Origin of the sequence: Seonamhaeicola sp. (genome assembly GCF_028281565.1) — a bacterium.
Taxonomy (GTDB): domain Bacteria; phylum Bacteroidota; class Bacteroidia; order Flavobacteriales; family Flavobacteriaceae; genus Seonamhaeicola.
Genome location: NZ_JANQJQ010000004.1, coordinates 161,300 through 184,753, shown reverse-complemented (window position 1 = coordinate 184,753; position 23,454 = coordinate 161,300). Strand labels below are relative to the sequence as shown.

At 37.4% G+C, this 23,454-nt stretch carries 15 protein-coding genes; 2 read left to right on the top strand and 13 right to left on the bottom strand.

The genetic code is table 11. From position 1 onward, the window contains the following. Window positions 1–40: 40 nt before the first annotated feature. A complete protein-coding gene (locus Q0983_RS01095) occupies window positions 41–955 on the bottom strand; it encodes a tyrosine-type recombinase/integrase (RefSeq protein WP_299547441.1) in 915 nt (304 codons plus the stop codon). Between the two features lie 354 nt (window positions 956–1,309). Here Q0983_RS01095 and Q0983_RS01090 point away from each other — a divergent pair, with 354 nt between their 5' ends. Beyond that, window positions 1,310–1,846, top strand: a complete 537-nt coding sequence (locus Q0983_RS01090; protein ID WP_299547438.1) for a hypothetical protein — start codon at window positions 1,310–1,312, stop codon at window positions 1,844–1,846. Between the two features lie 8 nt (window positions 1,847–1,854). Then, a complete protein-coding gene (locus Q0983_RS01085) occupies window positions 1,855–2,538 on the top strand; it encodes a nucleotidyl transferase AbiEii/AbiGii toxin family protein (RefSeq protein ID WP_299547435.1) in 684 nt (227 codons plus the stop codon). A gap of 42 nt (window positions 2,539–2,580) precedes the next feature. Here Q0983_RS01085 and Q0983_RS01080 read toward each other — a convergent pair whose 3' ends face one another. From Q0983_RS01080 to Q0983_RS01025, 12 genes are all read right to left on the bottom strand, one after another. Continuing rightward, a complete protein-coding gene (locus Q0983_RS01080; RefSeq protein ID WP_299547433.1) occupies window positions 2,581–2,997 on the bottom strand; it encodes a hypothetical protein in 417 nt (138 codons plus the stop codon). A gap of 4 nt (window positions 2,998–3,001) precedes the next feature. Next, window positions 3,002–3,982: a hypothetical protein gene (locus tag Q0983_RS01075; protein WP_299547430.1), complete on the bottom strand. Its 981-nt coding sequence runs from the start codon at window positions 3,980–3,982 to the stop codon at window positions 3,002–3,004. Beyond that, entirely contained in the window at window positions 3,975–6,590 is a 2,616-nt protein-coding gene (locus tag Q0983_RS01070; protein ID WP_299547427.1) for a S8 family serine peptidase, read from the bottom strand. The genes Q0983_RS01075 and Q0983_RS01070 overlap by 8 nt, the downstream gene beginning before the upstream one ends. A gap of 407 nt (window positions 6,591–6,997) precedes the next feature. After that, complete coding sequence (locus Q0983_RS01065; RefSeq protein WP_299547424.1) at window positions 6,998–7,600, bottom strand: hypothetical protein; 603 nt, start codon at window positions 7,598–7,600, stop codon at window positions 6,998–7,000. A gap of 14 nt (window positions 7,601–7,614) precedes the next feature. Next, window positions 7,615–8,607, bottom strand: coding sequence for a hypothetical protein (locus Q0983_RS01060; protein ID WP_299547421.1), 993 nt, complete (start codon window positions 8,605–8,607; stop codon window positions 7,615–7,617). A gap of 1 nt (window position 8,608) precedes the next feature. Beyond that, the gene (locus Q0983_RS01055) at window positions 8,609–10,639 is read right to left on the bottom strand and encodes a hypothetical protein (protein WP_299547418.1); all 2,031 of its coding nucleotides are present in this window, start codon (window positions 10,637–10,639) and stop codon (window positions 8,609–8,611) included. After that, on the bottom strand, window positions 10,636–11,697 hold the full coding sequence (locus Q0983_RS01050; protein WP_299547415.1) for a hypothetical protein: 1,062 nt from the start codon (window positions 11,695–11,697) through the stop codon (window positions 10,636–10,638). Before Q0983_RS01050 ends, Q0983_RS01055 begins: the two co-directional genes overlap by 4 nt. Before the next feature lie 18 nt (window positions 11,698–11,715). Further along, window positions 11,716–13,647, bottom strand: a complete 1,932-nt coding sequence (locus Q0983_RS01045; RefSeq protein WP_299547412.1) for a restriction endonuclease subunit S — start codon at window positions 13,645–13,647, stop codon at window positions 11,716–11,718. Beyond that, a complete protein-coding gene (locus Q0983_RS01040) occupies window positions 13,637–15,262 on the bottom strand; it encodes a class I SAM-dependent DNA methyltransferase (protein ID WP_299547409.1) in 1,626 nt (541 codons plus the stop codon). The genes Q0983_RS01045 and Q0983_RS01040 overlap by 11 nt, the downstream gene beginning before the upstream one ends. Window positions 15,263–15,291: 29 nt before the next feature. Then, window positions 15,292–18,360 (bottom strand): type I restriction endonuclease, encoded by a 3,069-nt coding sequence (locus Q0983_RS01035; RefSeq protein WP_299547406.1) that lies wholly within the window; start codon window positions 18,358–18,360, stop codon window positions 15,292–15,294. 264 nt (window positions 18,361–18,624) lie between these two features. Continuing rightward, window positions 18,625–20,064 carry a DUF1501 domain-containing protein gene (locus Q0983_RS01030; RefSeq protein ID WP_299547403.1) on the bottom strand — a complete coding sequence of 480 codons (1,440 nt, stop codon included), beginning with the start codon at window positions 20,062–20,064 and terminating at the stop codon, window positions 18,625–18,627. A 17-nt stretch (window positions 20,065–20,081) separates the two neighbouring features. Continuing rightward, complete coding sequence (locus tag Q0983_RS01025; protein WP_299547400.1) at window positions 20,082–23,213, bottom strand: DUF1553 domain-containing protein; 3,132 nt, start codon at window positions 23,211–23,213, stop codon at window positions 20,082–20,084. Window positions 23,214–23,454 lie beyond the last annotated feature (241 nt).

Genomic DNA, 23,454 nt, shown 5'->3' with positions numbered 1-23,454 from the left:
ATAATAATTAGTTATCCGTTATTCGGCTCCTAATCAGTATCTAAATGGTTATTAAATTCCGGGGGTTTTTTGAGATCAGGAGTTCTGTCTTTTTTCTTTCATTGACGTGTGTATAGATCTGGGTCACCATGATGGAGCTATGCCCTAATAAATGTTGAATATAGCGTATGTCGGCACCGCCTTCCAGCAGTAAGGTTGCAAAGGAATGCCGGAACACATGCGGTGTGATATTACGCTGGATCCGGGCTGCTTTAGATAGTTTTTTGACTAACAAGCGCACGGATTGTTCCGATAATGGATTCCCAAACCGATTAATGAACAGATGGGATTGTTTTTTAATGGAAGGCCTGAAATGTTTATAATTTGCTTTCAATGCGGCTTGCGTGGCGGTGTTGGTAATGGGAATGGTCCGTTCTTTATTGCCTTTGCCCTGTATTTTGATCAAAGAAAAATCAGGGGTGATATTGGAGCGTTTCAAGGAACACAATTCAGAGACCCGGATGCCCGAAGCCAATAAAAGTTCTATGACAGCGATATTCCGTATGACCTCTTTATAAGTATAGGATTTGAGATCGGAAATGGCATTTTTGGATTGATACAGGGTTTTTAAGATCTGTTCAATTTCCGGGACCGACAAAGTTTTTGGCAATATCAGATCATCTTTGATTTTAATCCGGACCTTTCTGAAAGGGTTGTGCTCAATGAGCTCTTCAAATTCCAGATAGGAGAAAAAGGCTTTTAAAGTGGCTATTTTGCGCTTTATGGTCTTCCTGGAGAAATGAGATAAATGCAGGAAATAGGCTTTGAGTTCTGTTTTTCCAATGGCTTTAGTGTTTTTGGAGCCAATAAAATGGGCAAACTGTTTTAGATCGGTTTCATAGGCTTTAATGGTTTTATTACTTAATTTCTTTTCTATCCGGCAATGGAATATAAAAGCCGTCATGTGTGTTTTCATCTTTAGGGAGATTTAATGATTAGTGTATTCAAAGCAGCCCAAAGTAGGTTTTATTTATTAGATGCTTTAAAACTTTTTAGGCGTTGAAGGAATTAATGGAGCCTGCATTATAAAACACTTGAAAGAGATGCGGAAGGGAAAGTTTAAAAATATCCTGGACTGTATGCCTATGTACTTAGTGTAAGATATAAACTTAAAAGACACTCATTACGAACAAGGTTGGTTGAAAAAATAATATTCCATATTCGAATACAGAATATTTGGTTGTAATTAGTTGATTTTTAATAAATAATGTTGTAGTATTGCATATTCGAATATGGAATATTGTGTATTATGAGGCCAAAACAACGGGTTATGAGTCCACAAGATATTGTGGTGCTACTTAAAATAACAACCTACGGTAATGCCTCCTGGTTTCAGGAGCAACTGGCAGAAGCTCTACACATAAGCCAGTCAGAAATAAGTAAATCGTTGGTACGTTCAAAATTTGCCGGTTTAATAGATACTTCAGGCAAAAAAGTATTTAAAATGGCCTTGCTGGAGTTTTTACAATATGGCATTAGGTATGTGTTCCCGGAACAACCGGGCGCCCTCGTTAGAGGGATTCCAACAGCGCATTCGGCTTTGCCATTATCAGATATTATTGTAAGCGAAGAGCATTATGTGTGGCCTTCGGGCAAAGGTAAAATGAGGGGTCAGGCTATAACGCCTTTATACCCATCGGTTGTAGATGCCGTTCAAAACGATGAATCATTGCATGAACTATTAGCACTGGTAGATGCTTTAAGAGTAGGAAGAGCCAGAGAAAAAGAAATTGCTATTAAAGAATTAAAAGATAGAATCTTAAGAGAAGACTCAAAGTCAGATAAAGAGTGGCGGTGGCTTCTTTAAATAAGTAAATGAAAAATAGAATTATAAATCTGGCAGCCATTACAGAAGTGGCAGATGCACTAAAAGAACTTAAAGATAAAATGGTGTTTGTAGGTGGTGCGGTGGTAAGCTTATATGTAAACGATTTGCCAGCAGAAGAGGTTAGACAAACCGATGATATTGATGTTACCATAAACCTGGTTAATTATGCTTCCTGGGTACAAATGCAAGAACGTTTAGCTAAGCTTGGGTTTAGCCCAAACCCGGAAGGACATGCTATTTGTAGTTATTTATATAATGGTATTTCAGTCGATATTATGCCATCAGAAGATGGGCCTATGGGTCCGGCAAACAGGTGGTATAAGGTAGGGTTCGATAATTTATGGACCTCAGAAGTAGGAGGACGATCAATTAGCATGCTTTCAGCACCGTGTTTTTTAGCTACAAAGTTTGAAGCTTTTAAAGACAGGGGGAAAGACTATAGAACAAGTCATGATTTTGAAGATATTATCTATGTATTAGACAATAGGACAACCATTGTTGAAGACCTTAAAAAAGAACCTGAAAGCATTCGGCAATTTTTAAAAGAAGAGCTAATTAAAGTAGTTACTAACCCAAGTTATGAAGAAATTATTTCATGTCATATACCACCTTTAATCCGGGAAGAGAGATTACCCGTTTTAAAAGAAACGATTAAACGGATAATAGCATAATATCTATGCCCCTTTAGTGAACTTAATATTAAAGCTTACCTATTATTGATGTCTTCTGATGGTTAGCGAGATGCTGCCTTTATTATTTTGATAGAATTTGAAGGTTTTCTTTTTGTTTAATTTCTTACTGTCATTGGCAAAGAAATAAATTTCATCATCCGAGGTGGATTGCCATAATTTGTTTGTTCCTATCGGAAAGTGGTCTGCTTCGTTTTTTCCAATGGTTCCGCAGAGCTTAAAACATTTATGGCCCGGGACTCTTTTGTCTTTATCTCTTAGAAAAAAATTACAGAACCCGTTGGCATTGGTTTTTATGAACCAATCCGTCCATGTATCACGGGCATCGACTTCAAATTCGTAGAGTTCTCCTGGTTTGACTTTAAGGTAATTATTGGAATAGGGTTGGGAGGCAATCACCTCAAAACAGGTGGATTGATTACTATCTAAACGGTGCTCCATTTTTTTAAAAGTTGATGATATTATCAGATAAATGGCGCATATTTGATATTCGATCTACAGTACGCTCTACAAAGGTTTTTGGAAAGTCCAGATTTTTGATGATACTTGATGTTCTCGTGAGTCGGTCCTTGCTGGGTAACAGGTCAATGGTTGGGCTATTTATCAAAGGTTCAATTAGAGTCCTTATTTTTCCGTCTTCGTTGATATTATGGATCGTGGTATCTAATTTGTCCTTAATACTTTCTGCTTCTTTTTTGATTAGATCGGTTTGCTTTCCCTGAGACGCATCTTCTTTGAGGTAATAATTAAGCATATCCAATCTAATGGAAGTCACATTCATAACTAATTGATGCTTTTGTTCGGGGGATAACCTAATGGTTTTAAGGGCTTTTTCCAAATTGGTTTCGCTGGAGGTTAGTATATGCCATGGAAAATTAACTGCTTCGTTTACATTGAAGGTTTCCCGGTCTAATTTAAACAGGTTTTCAGTGGTTTCATAGGCCTCGCGGATATTGTTTGAGGTAAAAAGCGTGTTGAAAAAAAACTGAGAAACAATGTTAGCTAAATGGGCCTGGACCTTCTCATCGCTGACGATGACAAGCTTGATATTCTTATCAATCAATTTTTTTCCTATGGATAACGAGTTACAGCTACCTAAATAGACCAACTGCAAGGCCTCTCTGATCCTGTTATTGTCAAATAAATTCACAAAATTATCCGCAGGGATCTGCGCGTCAGATAAAGCAATATAGTTATCATCAGAATGGCCACTGTAATAAAATAACCATGGCAACACTTTATTATCCATAAAACGACTAATTATAGATCTTTTGGTAGCATATTCATCCGTGCGCAGAATAATTTGCCCCTCATTTTCGTAGTTCTCCAGAATCGCTTTGATATTACTGATGTCTTGCCTTATAAAGCTTCCTATATCGGAATCCTGGGATAAACCAGCCACATATACTAAACGTTTGTTACTCATAATTTACTTGTATTGTTTGTTTAAAAAACCCTGAAGCATAAGGCGATTGTGCCACTTGTATGCATATTTCCCGAAACTGTTCCGCTGATAAGGCATCGTGCTCTGCCATATCGATAAGATCAATGTCTCCGTATAATTCGATGAGATCGGGGTCCTGTTCCATGACCTGGACTATTTCCTGGAAAACCATTTCCCCTTTGAGTTCATCAAAGTCTGTCTGGGAAGCATCGGTAGATTTTCTAAATACCACCAATTTCAGGAATTTTAAGATGCCAAAGGAAACTCTTGCCTTCCGGGCTTTTTCGAGTTTACTCAGGTCGGGGACTGGAATATCCAAAGCATCTTTGGCTTGTAAGATGCCATTGCCATAATATGTTTCCCAGCCTACGATGTTCTTCTTTTTAGCAGATTCAAACAATGCATAACGAACGGCCTCTACCTGCTTCCAGGTGCCGTAATAGCCTTTATCAATTAATTCCTGTTTGTTTTTAGTTATCCATAAGGCTGCTGCGGCTGCCACCTGTGGCGTAGCGGAAGAGGTGCCTCCGCCATTTTTTAGGATTACAGGTTTTTTCTTTTCTTTATCACTAAATGTGGCCCACGGAACATTGGGTGTGTATGCGGCAATAGCGGTTCGCATAGCAGATTTGGGATTAAAATTCCCCTGCATATATTCCCCGCCGGCTGTTTTTGATACGCCGAACTGCGGATTGGCCTTGGCTACATAAGGATAGTTATTGTAACATACCCCCGCAGCTGCAATGACTCTGTCAAACCTGGCAGGATACAGCACTTTCTTAGGCGCCATTTTGGCAATGCCTTTCACCCAGCTATTCCCGGCAGCCGTAACAATGGTAATGCCTGCTTCATAAGCTTTATTGATTATCTTGGCCCAGGCTCTTGTTGGGAGTCCGGCCATAGACATGGTGACAACCTCGCAACCTTCGGTGATGGCCCGTTCAATGGCATGAACAAAAGGCATGGTGTTGCCAAGGATTGCTGTAAGGGCAACAGTGTCAGAGATCCGAATGGGGTAAATAGTAGCAAACGGAATAGCCCCTAATTTAGTAGAGCCATTGCCATAAGCGTACGCTTTAGGGACTTCCGGTCCGGCTAAAAGGCCGATGGTCGCCATGCCATGATTTTCCTGTTCAATCCACCGGGGCGTAGGCCGGTCATAAGCCGGTTGTCCAACTTCGCCTTTTACAAAACTGATCCCTTTTTCTACTTTTTCAGGAACGGCCGGATGGGTAGGGTCGTAGCCTGTGTCAATATGTGCAATTTTGATATTCAATGCCTCTTCAGACAGGGTTTTTATCAAATGATCCCTGGCTGAAGCTAACTGAGAATGCCGGTCGTCTAAATGCCAGGTAAATTCGTCTTGGCTTCCTGCCGGAGGTTTGGGCCAGGTCTTTAAATAGTTGTTGTCTTCTGTGCCTGCCCTGCTTCCTTTGCTAAGGTCTTCATCAATAGGAATTAGATCCGGCTCAATGTATGATGAAATGCCTTTTGATTTTAGTTCTTCGTAGAGTTCGTAAGCCTTGTCCCAGGGGTGCGCTATGGATTTCGTCAATTTGGGATCCGAAACGTGAAATGTAGAATCACTCTTACTTAGTTTTACCAAAGGGTTGTCATCTCTTATGGCCAGGAAATCTTCGTCCGAGGTGTCCAGGATGTCCACAAGCAAACCGTTATCCATCAGGCCTTTGTTTATGGCTGAGTTGTTGCCAAATACCAGATCCGAATAGAGCGCTCCTATGGTCTCGGGGTATTCCTGCCCGGATTTAAGAAAGGGTTTGCTGGTCTCAAAGAACTGGGTAGGGTCTCCCAAATGTTCAAAATTGGGGGTTATATTTTCAAGGGCTTTTGATTGCCCCGCAACCAGTTTGACCAGGTCCTGATAATTTTTGATGTCGTTACTTTTAGACCCCAGGGTGGTGATCAGTAATCTGGTAAAAAAGCTTATATAAGTACCGGCCAAAGCCTCTTCTCTGTCCTGACAGGCTGACAACCCCGAAACAAAACACTTGATATCTTTGTCAGGGACCAGCGGCTCTTTCATGATGGGTTCATATAGCGCCTTATGATCTTCAAAAATGGTGTTCGCCGTATCACTCTTAACAGATTTTACCATTCTGGAATAGTCCAGGGAATATTCGTCTAACGTCGCATCATACATAGCTTTGAAGGCCGTTCCGCTATGACAGGAATCCATGATAACCAGGACATTGACCCCGACGCTAAACTTTTTCCAAAGATGGCGAAATTCATCATCAATGATCATCCGGTCATATAAGCACCAGGTTTGATCTTCGCCTCGGGCTTCATCGCCATTCATATCCAGGACTCTGGAGCCATGCCCCGAGTAGAAAATAATGACCAGATCATTTTTCACGGCCAGTTTGCTGTATTGAATGATCTCATGTTTTACATTGGCTACGGTAGCCTGTTCATTAAGGAGTAAGGTGCTTTGATCATAGTTGAAGACCTCTGCAAAACCGTGCATATACCTGGCGTCATTAGTACAGGAAGGAAGCGGGATCAGGCGGTTTTTGTAATGATTGGTGTCGGTATAGGTGACCCCTATATTAAGTGCGTAAATGTTCATAGTGTTATAGCATTATGATGGTAATAGTGTCATCATACTAAAATAAATGGCCATCAACCCCTACCGGAGGGATTAGTATATGGTTATAATGACATAGTATTAAATAAAAATTTATTTAGATACTTAGGGTGAGAATTCTTTCAAGTTACAAAAAATATTGACGCGGTAGTAAAGAAAAATCTGTTAAAATGGTAAGATTGAGAAATTAGATACCTGCGGGAAACAAGGTTTTAGCTTTTTTCAGTAGCTTTAGTGTAGATACCGATAAAATTCTCAGGTGTTTTAAAGCTGCTCGAGGTGGCCTTTATTTTTTAGATACTTAAAAGTTTTTAGCTGGTGAAACTGGTACTCATCAAGTTGATTCCCGCATTTAAAGTACTGAGATTTTAAGGAGGTGCAAAGATTTTTTATGTTTTGAGCGCTAAGTTGTAACCTATCTGCCAAAAATACATATCTACCAATTTCATTACTGGATATTGGTTATATTTATGTTTTAATATTTCAAGCTCTTTGGTATTTTCTACAAAATCAAATAGCCTATTCAAACTTTTGGATTTCAGTGTCTTAAAAGATTGTTTCTCACTTTTAACTCCATCAATGAACAATCTATCGAATGCCGGTAGACAACCAAGTGTGCCTAAAACTATTTTGCTAATTAAGGTGTCTGTTGGACTTATATCGTGCTCATTTTTATAGTATTCAGATAACTGATTTATTAGTTCTAAAATATCAGCTAGATTATCTCTAATCACATCTTTTCCATTGAAACAACTTAGATAATCAAATGATTTTATGATTTTAACAGCATCGATGTGTACCAAATAATCTTTTTGAAGTAGATTACTTGAGCCTCTATACATCCCCCAACTAGCCAAATAAAAACCTAGATGAAGTGCTAGGTTGTTACTGTTGGTTAATTTACCAAAAGCATCATAACAATGGCACCAGGAATTATATCTTTGATAAGGTTCATTATTCTTTTTGATAAATTCTTTAATTATGCTTTCCATTTAAGAGCGATATTTTATTTTTCTATTGTCAATAGTTCTTTTATAATATCATTTTTAAACTTACTCATAATTCTTTTATGATATTTGTCCTCTTCTATCTCAATACCAAAAATTAATCTAAAACGTTCTTCTTTGGATACCCGCAAGCCATTAAATGTTTTATCCAATAATATGTTTAAATAGTTCTCAGTGTACTTATATCTTAAATCAATTAAATCTTGAAGTTCCTTTTCTGAATGCCCCTTATAAATTAAAGAAAGATTTAATGCTCTTATAGTATTTGTAGCTTTTCTGTCAAAGGTATTCACTGTCTTTAGAATAATTTTATTAGTACTTAAATTTATTGGTAAGTAGCTAAAGTTATAGCTCGAAGATATTTTTTTATCCACATATGGATGTAAATGGTCATTTAAATTAAATGGAGTAGCTGATTTAATGGTGTTGCATGTAGCACATGACGGAATTAGATTGTAAAACGATAAAGCTAACAAGGGGTAATCTGTCTTAGCAAACCAATGATCAAACTGGGGTACCATACCTTTACCTCCAGACGAATTCTTGAAAACAAAAATATATTCCCGATTACAATAGGTACAGGTATGCTGATTTAAAAGTTTGGCTAACCAATAATTCTTTTTCCGATTTATAAACCATCTTTCGTATCCTGATTCTACAATCAATTCTTTACAGAACTTATCAAAATCAGCAACGTTCTTCCCTGAAATTGAACCATATTGACGTCTTAGATATTGGTTGATATTAAATAGCCTGCTGGGTTTTGAGCAAATTAAGTCTGAAATAATTTCATCAGAGAATAAGTCTCTAAATTCTTGATCTAATCCTTTTCTTTTATTTCCTTTTTTACAATGATTACAATTCGTTTCATTGCAAGTGTGCCCCGTTGGATTCGTTACTGTTCTTCTTCCTTTGAGCTTTATGTTTAACCAACATATGGCTTCTTTACTATATAAGTTTAATGCGAGTGCTTGTTCACCAAGGTAATTCATATTAATCAAAGTTAACGTCTAAGCCTGACTTTCTTGCAATATCTTCAATTTGTTTTCGAGCCATTTTCTTGTCCAATTCAACAGGAAATGCACGATTATACATTTCTTCCAACTTAAATTTTAAAAGTGGTTCGTCAACAATTTCAATAACAGATTTTAAATATTTACTTTCCCTAATGGTAAATTTATCCTTTATTTCCTCTAATTCTTTTTCTTTTTCATTTATTAAATCCTTTATTTTGAGGTTTTTATGGATTTTCAAATCCTGTATTTCATTTCTTAAAATATTGAAGTTGAAATTATCTATTACTTCTTGAATCTTATTCTTTGCGAAATTTCCCATCAATCCATTTTTAAGAAAAAAAGAATCTGATAATAAGTCAGTTACGTTAGCGGCAAATGATTTTTTATCTGTAATATCTTTAGCGCTATTCAATACATTGGGAAACTGTTCCTGCCTTCTTTCCAAATAAACTATATTTGTTTTGGGTATATCACTTAGGCTTAGTGCATCGTGGGTAGAAAAAACTATCTGAACTTTTGAACCAAAACTTCCAAAAAAATGACTACAAAAATCAGTTATTGATTCTATAAAAGATACTTTCCAAGAGGGATGATAACCTAGATCGGGTTCATCTAAAAAAAGTAAATAGTAATCTTTTTCTTCCATAATTGGGGTAATCAAAATATTCATTCTAAAAAAGTCATATAATCTGCTATACAAATTCAACATGGCCGTTTCTCCTGAACTTAACCTTCTAGTAGAATATTCGGTAGACACAAAAGATTGAATATTACTTAAATCCTGAAAGACAAAACCATCTTTTGATGTTTTATTTTCTAGGTAATAACGTGGTAGTGAGATTAATAATTTTTCATTAAGGTTTAGTAGGATACTTAAAGTCTCTTCCGTAAAAAACAATGATTTATTCTTACCCCAATCCAATAAATTAAACTCCAAGTTATATTCTAGTCGATCAATGTAATTATACAAGAAGCCCAAAATTTCTAGTACTTCTTTAGAAGGTAATGGGTGTTCTAAACCTTTAGAATATTTATAATTATTAAGCCAGTACTTCAATTTCTCGAAAGGAGGTAATTTGCCCCTTTGAACTTTTAAGGCTCTTTCTTTATTTTTAAAATGTCCATTTAAAAGGTATTTATTTGAATGTTCCATTAAACGTATAAGCAAACAAAGCAAATCCATTAAAATAAGATTTTTCATTTGCTTTTTGTTTAATTCATACTGTTCACTATCTGAGGAAAATTCGCGATTAAAATCTCTATATTCTTTTCTTATATCAGAGTATAAATAGTTAAGAAAAGATCTAAACTCCATAGGTGTATTTTCAAACTGAATCTTTTCTCGATCTATATCTATCTTATGTCTTATAAATACAACTCGGTAATAATCATCAGTTAAAACCCCAAATTTTGAAGCTATAATGTCAATGAAATCGGATTGTTGAAACTTTATAAATCTTTTATAATCAGAGCGTTTCAATCTATCGGAAACGATAACATTGGAATTCCCATCAAAAGTACTATGTAAATTATCCAAATCCCTTTCCATATATTTGTCAGCGCTAATATCGATACCATAAGCGCCTAACTTATAATCTAGAAACGGAGAATAGTATATGGTATCAAGAGCAAAACTCAACTGTTGCTGTTCTGGAGAATCCATACCAAAGACATTAATCGGTATATTTAAAGCATAGTCTTTTAAAAATATTTTTTTCTTTTCTTCCCAAATTGAAAAACCCTGTCTGTATACGCCATTAAAATATTCTATTATCTGATAGATTATAGATGTCTTACCTGAACCATTCTCTCCAACTATGGCAGATACATTTACAATAGTCTCATTTTGATCAAATAAATTCTCTATAAAAACTGAATTATCCGTAGCATTAATTTTACATATTCCTTCATTAACTATAACGTCATAATGCTTATAACCGCCAAAGTTTACAGTATAACCTCCAGATTCTCTATCTTGGTCTTCAATAAAAACAGCAGCTAATCTCATTTAGTATCTTTTTTTGATAGTCTCTTACTAACTATTTTACTGCTAAAGAAAACCTTATCCAGCTTTTTGGTTAGGTGGTCTTCATCATCAAACCTAATAACTTCGAAAGATTCCTCCTTTAAGTAAATTCTAAGAGCTTTAGGCAATTTAGTATCAGTTATCACTAGTCCCTTTCCTTTTGGATTTTCCCTTCTCATCCTTCTTAAAAGTTTACCTATGTTTTGCCCTTCTATGTTATGAATAATAAAATAAGAGGTGTTATTATAGGTTATTTCTCCTGTATATGGAAGCACTTTGGATAGTTCACTTTCACCATGTGCTAGCAAGCCATTCTTTTTGATATAATCCTCAGTTAAATGAATTTGATGAATCCATCTTATTAAAATTTCAAAATAGTCGTAATCATACTCTATAATCTTGAATAGCTGCTCCACAGCTAACAAAAAAAGAAAGAGTACGATAATACCAATAATCAAAATGATGGTTATGGTTGGATGATTTAAAGGTGTAAGTAATAAGAAATAAACTAGAGTAAACCCTATATAAAGATTGAATGATTCGAAAATATTTGTCCTTTTAATCTCAAATACAGCCTCATGTAAATCACTCTTTGCATTGCTTCGAGCAACCTCTAAAGCAATATGAAAATTTCTTCCCGGTTCAGGTATCTTGTGATTCCCTTTTTCTATTTTAAGAATCCCCAAAACCTTGAACAATAATCGAAATCCATCTTTTTCAAGCACAGAGCCTTTTTTTGAACTAAATAGTTTAGGAATAAGGTGCACTAAATAAAATGTAAACATGGATATAAACTCCAGTATCACAAGCCTGGAGAAAAGAAATACAGTAATCACAATTAAAACTTTCCCAGATAGTATAAACTCGTAGATGTCTCTCCAAAAATTCTTATCTCCGATTAATATTGGTTCAAACTCTCCGAACAAATAACTGTAAATTCTGGTAGCTATAATTAGTGAAAGAATGATTTTAAGAAAATTTATAACATGCCGTCTAAGGTTTTCAGGTTTTTCTATGAGTAGTTTGAGGAATTCTGTCATTTACTGGGGCTTAAAAAACTATTGAATTTCCTTTATAAAATCAATCATCAGTCTAGTTTCTTGAGGTGTAAACTTTTCAGCTTTGTTTTTATATCCGTCTTCACGCATTGGCCATTTTTTCATTTTGCTATAAATGGAATCAAAATTATCTGTATCTAAAACATTCATACATTCTAGGACTGTATTGAGAAGCTCTATACGGTCCATATCTTTGTTTATCAAAGGCTTTTGATAAATTTTAAGCATTTGCTTTACCTGAGAAACAAAGTCTTGATTTTCCTCATCCTTCATCCAGTTAGAAACTTCCTTAATATGCTTGTAGTTAAAATTAAGAACACTTACTTTTTCATTTATTTCATCAAAACGAATGAACTTGTTGTTTTCAATAGTTTTCTTAATAATAGAGGAATACATACCCCAACCATTTTCTTGAAATTCTAATTCTTTAAATACGGGTAATGACTCTAAAAATTGAATGTTACTAAACATTTTATGAATAAACTTTCTGCCGTAGGTTCTATCTAATATCTGTCTGGTAAGTAATACAATAGCAGCAACCTCATAGTCATAATTGATAGTTTCAAACAAACTATCCAAAGAAACTTTATCTTTTTCATAAACCGCACCTAGTTCTGCAGCTATATTTAATTCATCTTTTTGTTCTCCAATAGTAACTTGACCATTCATTAACATTGGTAATAACCAATCTCGTAAAGAAGCTAATTTTTGGTTTTGTTTGATATTATTTGATATTGATTTAAAAACATCATCAATTTTATCGAAGTAAAGTTTCTTTAATTCCTCATTAGGGTTCAAAATAGGTATTGATTCAAATTCCCCTTTGTTCATATTGCTCAAAACAGCCCCTTTTTTCGCAGCCACATTAAAATTAAAGTAGTCATTCAAATATTGATAGAGATAATAACGGTTTATTGGGTTTATATTTGAAATTGTATTTATTTGTTGATTGGATTGAGATTTTTTTCCAGCAAAGCCAATCACTCCTACAGTTCCTATACAAGAAACACAAATGTCATTTTCTTCTATATATTTTTTTTGTTGGGTTTCTGCACCTTGCTTAGTAAGTGTTCGTTCTGTTGTATAAATAAATCGGTTTTGTCTTATATCATCAATAGTAATGAACGGGATATCTCCACCAAAGTTTTCTTTGATTTTAGTTGAAGGTGTTTTTCCTGTAATAATATTTGATTCAATTCCTTTTAAATCTTTCGCTTCCCATCCTTCAGGAATCTCCCGTTTCAAGGTTTCATTATAAACCATTTTACCTCTAGATGATTTATAAGGTCTTCCATCTTTATTTGGGAAATCAAACTGTACAAACCAATAATCATAGATGAGTTTTGCCGTGGCTTCTAACTCAGCATTGATTTTTTTATTTACTTCAATTTTGGTGTTTAAAGATTCCAAAATCTCAACTATTTTGTTCTGAGTTTTTAGTGATTCCGGAAAATGTATTGGCAATTTCTTGAGTACTGTTAGATTTATTAGAGGAACAGTACTTCCTACATTTCTTTGGTTAATAAGTTTCTGAATCCATTTTGAAGAAAACCAGTAAAAAGCATAAAGTGGGCTTACTTTTTCTTTATCAATTCTTAACCTAAGCTGTTTGTTGGAAATAACATATTCCTTATAAAGCATTTCATCGTGGATAATTCCAACCTGGCCTAATGTCCCAACCGCAGTGAATACTAAATCGTCTTTGACGGCATAACAATTCAATTTATCAGCTTTTTCCTTAGTCACAAAAACATAGCCTGAATCTTTGAATTTTATCCCTTCGGTACTTAAATTGTTTCCTCTAATAACTGGAATACCATCCTCTTTAAAATACTTCTTACTAATATTTGACCCAAAAGGCCCTGAGATGATGGATTTTTTATCAGGCGAAGCAATATCTTCTAAGGTCGTTTCGATTATATTAATTATCATAATTCATCGACTTTATATTTTTTATTATTCTGCTTTCTAAAACACTTGATTTAGCAAATAACTCAGAAAGTCTACTTTCATGCCCTTCCATTAATTCACTAAACTCTGAATGTGAAATTTCATTATAATCAATTTTGACCTGAAAATATTGTCCGGCACTTAGAGAAAGGTTTTTAGCTTTAATCTCATCATATGAAACCACTACCGAAAAATCATCTTTAATTTCTTTTTTATTAAAGGTTTCAATTATTGTTTCCTCATCAGAATAACTTAATACGGTCTTTTGACTTTTTCCCTCCTTTATTTTGGTTCCTAATCTTGAGGCATCAATTAAAACGACCTCATCTTTGTTGGTAGCGTCTAGAAATAACATTGAGACATTTGTACCAGTAGTGGCAAAAATGTTACTTGGCATTGATATCACTCCAGCCAACATTCTCTCTTCTACTAACTTTTGACGTATTCTTTTGTCAATACCGCTTTGGGCAGTTATAAATCCTGTAGGAACAACTATTGCGGCCTTTCCTGTATCTTCTTTCAAAGAAAATATTATATGTTGAAGAAACATTAGGTAAATAGCCATTGAATCTTTACTTGCCTTAGGGATATTAGGTATTCCTGCAAAGAATCGCTCATTATTTTCTTTAGTGTCTAGGTCATCACGATAGTCCGAAAAGTCCAGTTTAAATGGAGGATTACTAACAATATAGTCGAACTTTTTCAATTCTCCATTTTCCTTATGATAAGGTTCTATAACGGTATTGCCTTTTACAATATTTGGAACGGAATGTACCAGGTCATTTAAAATTAAATTCAACCTTAATAAGTTTGAAGATTTTTGAGAAATATCTTGTGAGTAAATAGTACACTTATCTTCGCCTATTTGATGTGCTAAGTTCATAAGTAAAGTTCCAGAACCTGCCGAGGGGTCATAACAAGTAACGTTTTGAACATCCTCTTTAACAAGACATCTTGCCATGATTTTTGCAACAGCATGCGGTGTAAAATACTCCGCATATTTACCCCCGCTATTCGTATTATAATCTTTTATTAAGTATTCAAAAATGGTCGCATAGAAATCAAACTTCTCATGAAAAATATGCTCAAAGCTAAAATTAACAAGCTTGTTGATTATAGCTTTACAGAAATCATCTCGTTTGTCTGTAACATATTTGCTAAGGTTTTCAAACAGAACAATCTTTTCGCCCCCTTCAGTCATTACCGAAAAGATATCACTATTTAAGGCGGCAATACTTAACAAGGTATTATCAAATATATTTGCGAAATTATCTTCGTTTTGCCTATGAAATAAACTAGTTATGAAATGCTCTGACCTTAGTAAAGCTGTGTTCTCATCTAATTGCATTTCCAACATTTGATAATCATCAGTACTCATTTTAGAAAGTGCTTCGTCTAGATTATCATCTTTAGCTAAACTGTCATCTGCCTTTTTAACCTCATGAATGAATTTGTCATTCATAAACTTATACAAAAAGACTTGTGTAATTATCTTAAACTCGTTTCCGTCATTTCCAAGACCATAATTAGCACAGACACTTTTAAGGTCATCTATGAGTGCTTTAGTCTTTTTTTCAAATTCAATTGTAGTTGTCATACCATCCATTTTACCACACTAATACTAACCTAAGCTACTCTTCCGTGGTATTCATTCATATATTCTTTTACCAATAAACCGTTAATCCTCCTTGTTCTTTCAGGATTTAACTGCAAATGGTGTTTTTTATTAAGCTCACTAATAACGATTCTCATCATCATACGCTCCACGTAGCTTTCGTTATTTAGCATTTGGGAGTTTTGTAATACCTGAGCATCTATTTCTTTTTTTAAGCCTTGTAAGGCTTCAAATAATTTTGATTCGCTTTCCGTTAATGGGTCTTTCTCCATTAAGCGTTTATGTAATCTAGTATACTTCTCATCATTCTCGTACTTAGCTCTAAGTAATTGATTCTTTCTTTCTAACTCCTTAGCCTGATTATAAATAGTGTTTAAAGCATCAATATTAGTTTTCATTTCTTCTGCTTCAATTTCAGCTAAATTCTTCTTTTTAAATAGGCGCTCCAACTCTTCTTTTAATGAAATGAATTCAGGGTCTTTTTGGTCAAAATTACCTGCCAACATTTCTCTTGTTCTTTGCAGAGTACTTCTCAATTTGTCAGCAAGAATCATTTCTTCCTCTTTAACTTTGGTGAAGGTGAAGAAAACATCTTCTAACGCCACGTTAAGTAAATTAGTGGTATCTACATTGTTCTCAAGTGCTTCCTTAGTATTTATAAGTGATAAATGATTGTTTGCTTCGCGTGCTAATATACTAAGCTTTTTAAAATCTAATTTATGTAGTATTTCATAATTGCCAGATAAACGGATAAGGTTATATAGGCTCTTGGCATCATTCAAAGCTTTGGTTATTCCTAACATTTGAGCCCTATTGGAAATTTGAGAAATTTGGGCTGAAAAGTTTTCAGCATTAACCGTATCAAAATGAAAGAGGGTGTCCTTTATTTGGTTGATACGTTTTGTAATCTCTTCTTCAGTTAAGAACAAGTTGGAATATGATTCCAATTCATCACCTAATTCATTCTGTAGCTCGTTGAAATAATCTTGACTTGTCTTTTTAAACTGTTCCTCTATACCAGCAAAGTCAACTACATAACCAAATCTAAAGTCTTTATAAGTCCTATTAACCCTAGTTAAAGTCTGAAGCAAATTATGAGCTTTAATGATTCTACCTATATACAGTTTCTTAAGTCTTGGGGCGTCAAAACCAGTTAAAAGCATGTTGTATACAAACAATAGGTCGTATTTCCCATCTTTAAAAGCCTCTACCCAATCTTTTCTGTCTTGCTTGGTGCCAATATCATGAAGAATCAATGCTGCAGAATCTACTTTCCGTTCAGACTTCTTTTTCTTTGAATAAGATGCATCAGGTTCGGCAGCTGTTGATAAAACCGATGTTTCGCCAGAAGCGTAATTACTCTTAAATAACTCATACATCATTTTAGCCTGCTCCGAAGATTCACAAACTACCATACCTCCGATAGAGTTGTCATTCTTTGAGATTTTGCTTCGTTCAAAGTCCTCGACAATATATTTTAACATGGGTTCTACAAAGCGATAATCGGCGTAAATATCCTTGCTGGTAGCCGACCCTTTTTGAATTCTAATGTTGTCCAGAATTTCTTTTAGTTGCAGGGAATAACTGGTCTCAATCTCTTCACGGATAAGCCTTAATGTGTAACCATCAATAATTGAGGAGTTGTAATAGTATTTGTGAATATAACCACCGAACAATGAGCGAGAATTATAATCCTTACCTAATAGCGGTGTTCCTGTCAATCCAATTTTAATAGCGTTAGGGTCAGATTCATTAAGATTAGCCAAGAAACTTCCTTTGGGGTTATAACTCCTATGAACCTCATCCATAAAATAAATACGCTGAATATTTACATTATAGTCCATGTTCTTTATCACCGTAGGGTCATCCTTAAACTTTTGAATATTAACTACCGTTATTTCAGCCTTTCCCGAACTATTGTGAATGACACTAGTCGATTTAATGTCCTTGGCAAATTCATCCCTGGAGTTTATCTTATGAACCGTTAACCCTCTAGCTGAAAACTCTCTTCCTGCCTGAATTAACAAATCAATTCTATCAATTATAAAATAAAACTTAGGTATAACCGATTTCTTTTGATAGTAATCTGTTAGGTGTTTAACGTTATAGTATGTTAAAGCTGTTTTGCCACTTCCCTGAGTATGCCATATAATACCTTTCTTAACTCCTTCCTCTAATTTATTCTCGATAGCCTTAGTTGCAAATAACTGAGGATAGCGCATCACATGTTTTTGTAAACCATCCCTTGTCTTCACATATGCCATGGCATATTGTAAAATAAATGCCAAGCGGTCTTTTTTAAACAAAGATGTACAAATCTTATTAGTTGGTTTTTTAGGATTCTTATTTGTTAGAAATTCCGTTTGATTCTTGATAGATACAAGGTTGTTATCCTTTAGCACAAACTCTTCTATTGCTGCGTCTTCAGGTTTTAAGATTGATGATAAATCAAACTCTTCCTCTTCTCTAAAATAATTAAAGATTGGTTTACTATAAGATGAGGATGAATAAAACGCTCCTTGCAACGGCACCGGGGAACTATCATCGTATTCCATGTTGTTTGAGAATACCATGAGTTGCGTAATATTAATAAACTTTCTGAATTTTTTATTCTGAAAGCGCATTGCCATTCTTTCATGCTCAACTTGAATCCCCTTTGGATTATTTGGTTTCTTAACCTCAATAAAAACTAATGGCATCCCATTAATTAAAAGTGTTATATCTGGTCTGAGCACCTCATCATCTTTAATGCATGGCAACTCTGCAACAACATGAAAATCATTGTTGTCAAATTTTTCGAAGTCAATTAGTCTTATTCCGGACCTTGATACCAATCTTTCATAAAAAGCCTTACCTAAGTCTTCATTCTCTAGTATTAACGAAAGCTCATCAAATAATCGATTGATATCATCTTTAGATAAATCTGGATTTATTCTACTTATAGATTCCGTAAATATATCGGTAAAGATATTTGTTGATTCATCCCAACTATTCTCCTTTAAGGATAAGTATTTGTAGCCCAAACGGACCAGATGTAAAATAGCCGGTATTTTTACTCTAGAGTCTTCGTTAAACTTCATTTACAACCTCTGCAATTTTCAATTACATTTAATGATTAAGGTAAACTTAATAGAATGCTATCTTACCCTAGTTCGAGAGATGGACTAAAGGTAATGAAGTTTGATAACTTAAACGAAATTTCTTTCAAAAAATATTAATAAGTCTTCTCTTTAATACCATACTTTCCTAGACGAATTGTGAAATTTAGCTAGTTCTCAAATCTAGTAGAAGTGTAAAATGCCAAAAGCGGATGTTATTGGCATTAATAAAATTTATTACTATTATTACCCCAAAATATCCTTCACCACATGCCCATGCACATCGGTGAGTCTAAACCGGCGGCCCTGGTATTTAAAGGTGAGGCGTTCGTGGTCAATACCTAAGAGGTGCATTAAGGTGGCCTGGAAATCATGAACATGTACCGGGTTTTCGGTGATATTATAACAGAAATCATCGGTAGCTCCGTAGGTGATACCGGGCTTCACGCCGGCACCGGCCATAAAGATGGTAAAACATTTCGGGTGGTGGTCCCTGCCAAAACTATTATACTTTAAAGAGCCCTGCGAATAGTTGGTACGTCCGAATTCCCCGCCCCAGATCACTAAGGTGTCCTCCAGTAAGCCCCGTTGTTTCAGGTCTTTAATTAGGGCCGCTGTAGGCTGATCGGTTTCCTTAGCCTGTCGTTTAATCTGTGGTACCAGGTTGTTATGGGTATCCCAGCCCTGGTGGTACAACTGTACAAACTTCACATCCTTTTCTATCAGGCGGCGTGCTAACAGGCAATTGGCAGCATAGGTACCCGGATTCCGGCTGTCAGGGCCGTACATCTCATAGATATGATCCGGTTCGTTACTCGTATCGGTCACTTCCGGCACCGAGGTTTGCATACGGTAAGCCATCTCGTATTGCGCTAAGCGCGCATCAATTTCCGGGTCGCCGGTAATGTTGGCCTGAATGCGTTGTAATTCCTCTAAAGACTTTAGCTGGCCACGGCGCATTTCAGACGACACGCCATCCGGATTGGTTAAATATAACACAGGGTCTTTACCCGCTCTAAACTGGATGCCCTGGTGTTCCGATGGTAAAAAACCATTCCCCCAAAGGCGGGAGTATAGAGGTTGCCCGCGTTTGTTTTTGGTCACCAGCACCACAAAGGCCGGTAAATTTTCATTATCGCTGCCCAGGCCGTAACTCACCCAGGAACCAATGGCAGGCCGTCCCGCAAACTGCGATCCGGTCTGGAAAAAGGTGATGGCCGGATCATGGTTAATGGCCTCGGTGTACATGGATTTTATAAAGGTCAGCTCATCGGCAATTTCGGCTACATGCGGCATCAGGTCGCTTACCCAGGCGCCGCTTTTACCGTGTTGTTTAAAGTTAAAAACTGAGCGTGCCAAGGGTAAATTGGTTTGTCCTGCCGTCATACCCGTTAAACGCTGGCCTTTACGTACACTGTCCGGCAATTCCTGGCCGTGCATCTTATCCAGTAGAGGCTTGTAATCAAACAGGTCCATTTGTGCCGGGGCACCACTTTGTAGCAGGTAGATCACCCGTTTGGCTTTCGCCGGGAAATGCGGCTGCCCTAAAATACCGTTTCCGGGGTTGCTAAAGGTCATGGCATGTAGCGGATTCACAATCTGGCTCATAGCCAGCGCTCCAAGTCCTAAAGAGGTTTTAGACAGGAAATCACGTCTGGTAAATGATTTATTAATATGGTCGCACATAATACAGTGTGTTTTATCTAGCGTTTGGTATACACTTCATCCATGTTGAACAGGGTGTTACAGACTACCGACAGGGCAGCGATCTTATGTTTATCCAAAACTTCAGGGACTTTAAAATCCCCGATGTTCAGGTATTGGTCCAGGGCTTTGGGCTTCTTGCTGAAATACTCCAGTTGCTCCCGGTACAGGGCTTTCAATATAGCCATCTCATCATCCTGAGGCTCCCTGGTTAAGGTGAGCAGGTAGCCCTTTTTTATTTTGTCTTCAAAAGCTAATTCGGGATCTTCATATAACCGGCAGGCCAGGGCTCTGGAAGCCTCGACAAATTGCGGATCATTCAGCAAGACCAGGGCTTGCAAAGGCGTATTGGTGCGTTCGCGTCTTACGGTACATACTTCCCGGTTAGGGGCATCAAAGATGGTCATAAACGGCGGCGGCGAGGTACGCCTGATAAAGGTGTACATACTGCGGCGGTACTGCTCAAAGCCGGCATCCTTTTTAAAATACATCAGGGCCGGGGAGAAGTTACCGATCTCTATCCACAATCCCGGTGGCTGGTAAGGTCTGCTGCTTTTACCACCTACTTTGTTGTATAGCAGTCCGCTGGACGCCAGGGCATTGTCCCGGATAAATTCGGCCTGCCAGCGGTAATTCGGACTCCTTGATAACCATTTATTTTCGGGGTCTACTGCTAAACTTTGTTCTGTGATCTTAGACGATTGCCTGTAGGTAGCACTCATAACTATCAATTTGATAAGCGCCCGAATATCCCAGCCTGAGGCTTTGAATTCGCCCGCCAGCCAGTCCAAAAGTTCCGGATGTGAGGGCAAAGCCCCCTGGTTCCCAAAATCCTCTGTAGTGGCTACAATACCGGTACCGAAGAGCATCTGCCAGTAGCGGTTTACGACTACCCGGGCCGTCAGCGGATTGTCGGCATCAAAGAGCCATTGGCTTAAACCAAGTCGGTTTTCTTTATATTTTGTGACGTCAAACGGCAGCACTTTGGAAATGGTTCCGGGATGAACTTCTTCGCCTTTGTTGTCGTACTGCCCGCGGCCCAGGACATGGGTTTTCCTAATGCCCGGAGCTTCGCGCATGACCATTAAATTGGGGACGGTATCGTAAAGTTGGAGGCGCTCTTTTCTTAAAGCGGCTATGGCACCTCTGTTGCCTGAACTAAGATCAAAACCTTTAACACCTATGCGGGATTCCTGAGGTGATCTTCCATAAAGTTTTTTAGCTTCACCGGGTAAAATAACCCCGTTATAAACATATAATTCGTCAATAGCCCCGGTATAGATGCCGTCATCACCCGTAAAACGCCGGTAACTTTTGCCAACCGAAAGGTCTCTGTTGTTTTTTGAAAAACGCCCGCTGATGGGATAACTGGAACCGCTTAACTGATCAAAATAGATCTTAGTGGGAACAGCTTTTCCATTAATATAAATAGCTACACCATCAGCTTTCATGGTACCGTCATAGGAAGCGGTAATCTGCGTCCATTCGTTGAGCGGAACGGCCTGTTCACTGGTAACGTGCAGGTAATCATGTGGCAGGACGCTTACAATGCGGAACGCCGCCCGGTTCATACTGTCGAGATACACTTCCCAGCCGCGCCATTTCTGGTCTTTGGAACCCCCGTTACCGACTAAGGTTTTGGTCTTATGGTTATCCTTTTCCTGGTAGGTCCACAAGCCTACCGTAAAAGGTTCGTTCCCTTCAAATTGAGGCAAACCGTTTAACCGGATGGAATCATCCATATGGTCTAAATTGGCGGCTTTCCCTTTTTTCCCGGGGATGAGATCTACCTCACCGGTGGTCTTGCTTTGCGACCTGTTATCAACAATATGCTTGTTCTTTATGGTTTCAAAGCCGTGATAGATCACCGGTTTAAGCGGTTTCGGTATTTCCTTAACGGCCTTTTGCTCCAGGTCGGCTATTTGCGTGTCGATATATGCAATGATTTTATCCTGCTCGTCATTGGTCAGGTACACCACAGGGCCATAATCACCGTCGTTACCCGTCATGCCCAATTCTTTGATATTGTTAAAGAAACTGGATAGCTGGAAGTATTCTTTTTGCGAAATGGGATCAAACTTGTGATCGTGGCATTTGGCACATTCCAGAGTAAGGCCCAACAGGGCTGTTCCCATAGTGTTGGTTCTGTTAGCCACGTATTCCAGGCGCACTTCTTCATCGATCACGCCACCTTCACCGGTCATGGGATGGTTGCGGTTAAAGGCCGTGGCAATGATTTGGTCGCGGGTGGCATTGGGTATCAGGTCGCCCGCCATTTGCTCCGTGATAAACTGATCAAAGGGCATATTGGCCTTAAAGGCATCAATGACCCAATCGCGCCAGGGGTAAGCGGTTCGGATCCCATCGGCATGAATGCCGTGCGAATCCGCATAACGGGCAATGTCCAGCCATTCCAAGGTTAAACGTTCCGCAAAGGCATCGGTTTGCATGAGGCGGTCCACCAGGCGTTCGTAAGCATCGTCGGTTAAGTCATTTTTAAAGAATTCAATGTCTTTCAACGTGGGAGGAAGCCCCGTCAGATCCATCGTGACCCTTCTGAGCAATTGCAGCTTATCAGCTTCGGGAGCCGGTTCCAGGTCATACCTGGGCAATTCGTTTTGAATAAAATGATCAATTTCGTTATGCTGTTGCCAATCTTTTTTGGCTTCCGGGATGTCCGGCGTTTCCTTAGGTGGGATAAAGGCCCAGTGTTCTTTCCATTCGGCGCCTTGCTCTACCCATTTCACTAAAAGGGCTTTTTCCTTGTCGCTAAGCTGGAGTTTGGAATCCGGAGGTGGCATCATCAATTCCGGGTCGTTTGTTAAGATCCTGCTAATGGCTTCACTGGAGGCTGTATTTTTAGGGACAAACACCTTGTTCCCGTTTTTACTTTTTGCGAATAACCCGTCCTCTGTGTCTAATCGCACATCGCCTTTTCGGTTTTCTTCATCGGGGCCATGGCAGGCAAAACAGCGATCGGATAAAATAGGTTTGATGTCTATATTAAAGGCCACATCATCAGTAATCGCTTCGTATTCCTTAGCAACGTTTTCCGGTAGATTAGTCATACAGGAATACAACAATAGAAAGCCCATACTACCTATGCAGAATTTTAGAAGTGCTATTTTCATTTCTTTTTAACCTAAAAAATAGTGTTTAAATACCTGACCCATTTAGTCGACTGTTGCGACACCAGTTTTGTTTTTCGATGAAATGCTGTCAATTCAAGTAAATTTTACCTTTTTAAGGAGTTCTCGATACAATCCCAATTAATCCCGATTGCTATCGGGACGGGACCACTCGAACTGACGTCGAATACTATTTTCATTCAAAATACGAAAAAGGTGCTGTAAGATAAAGTTTTATTTGATT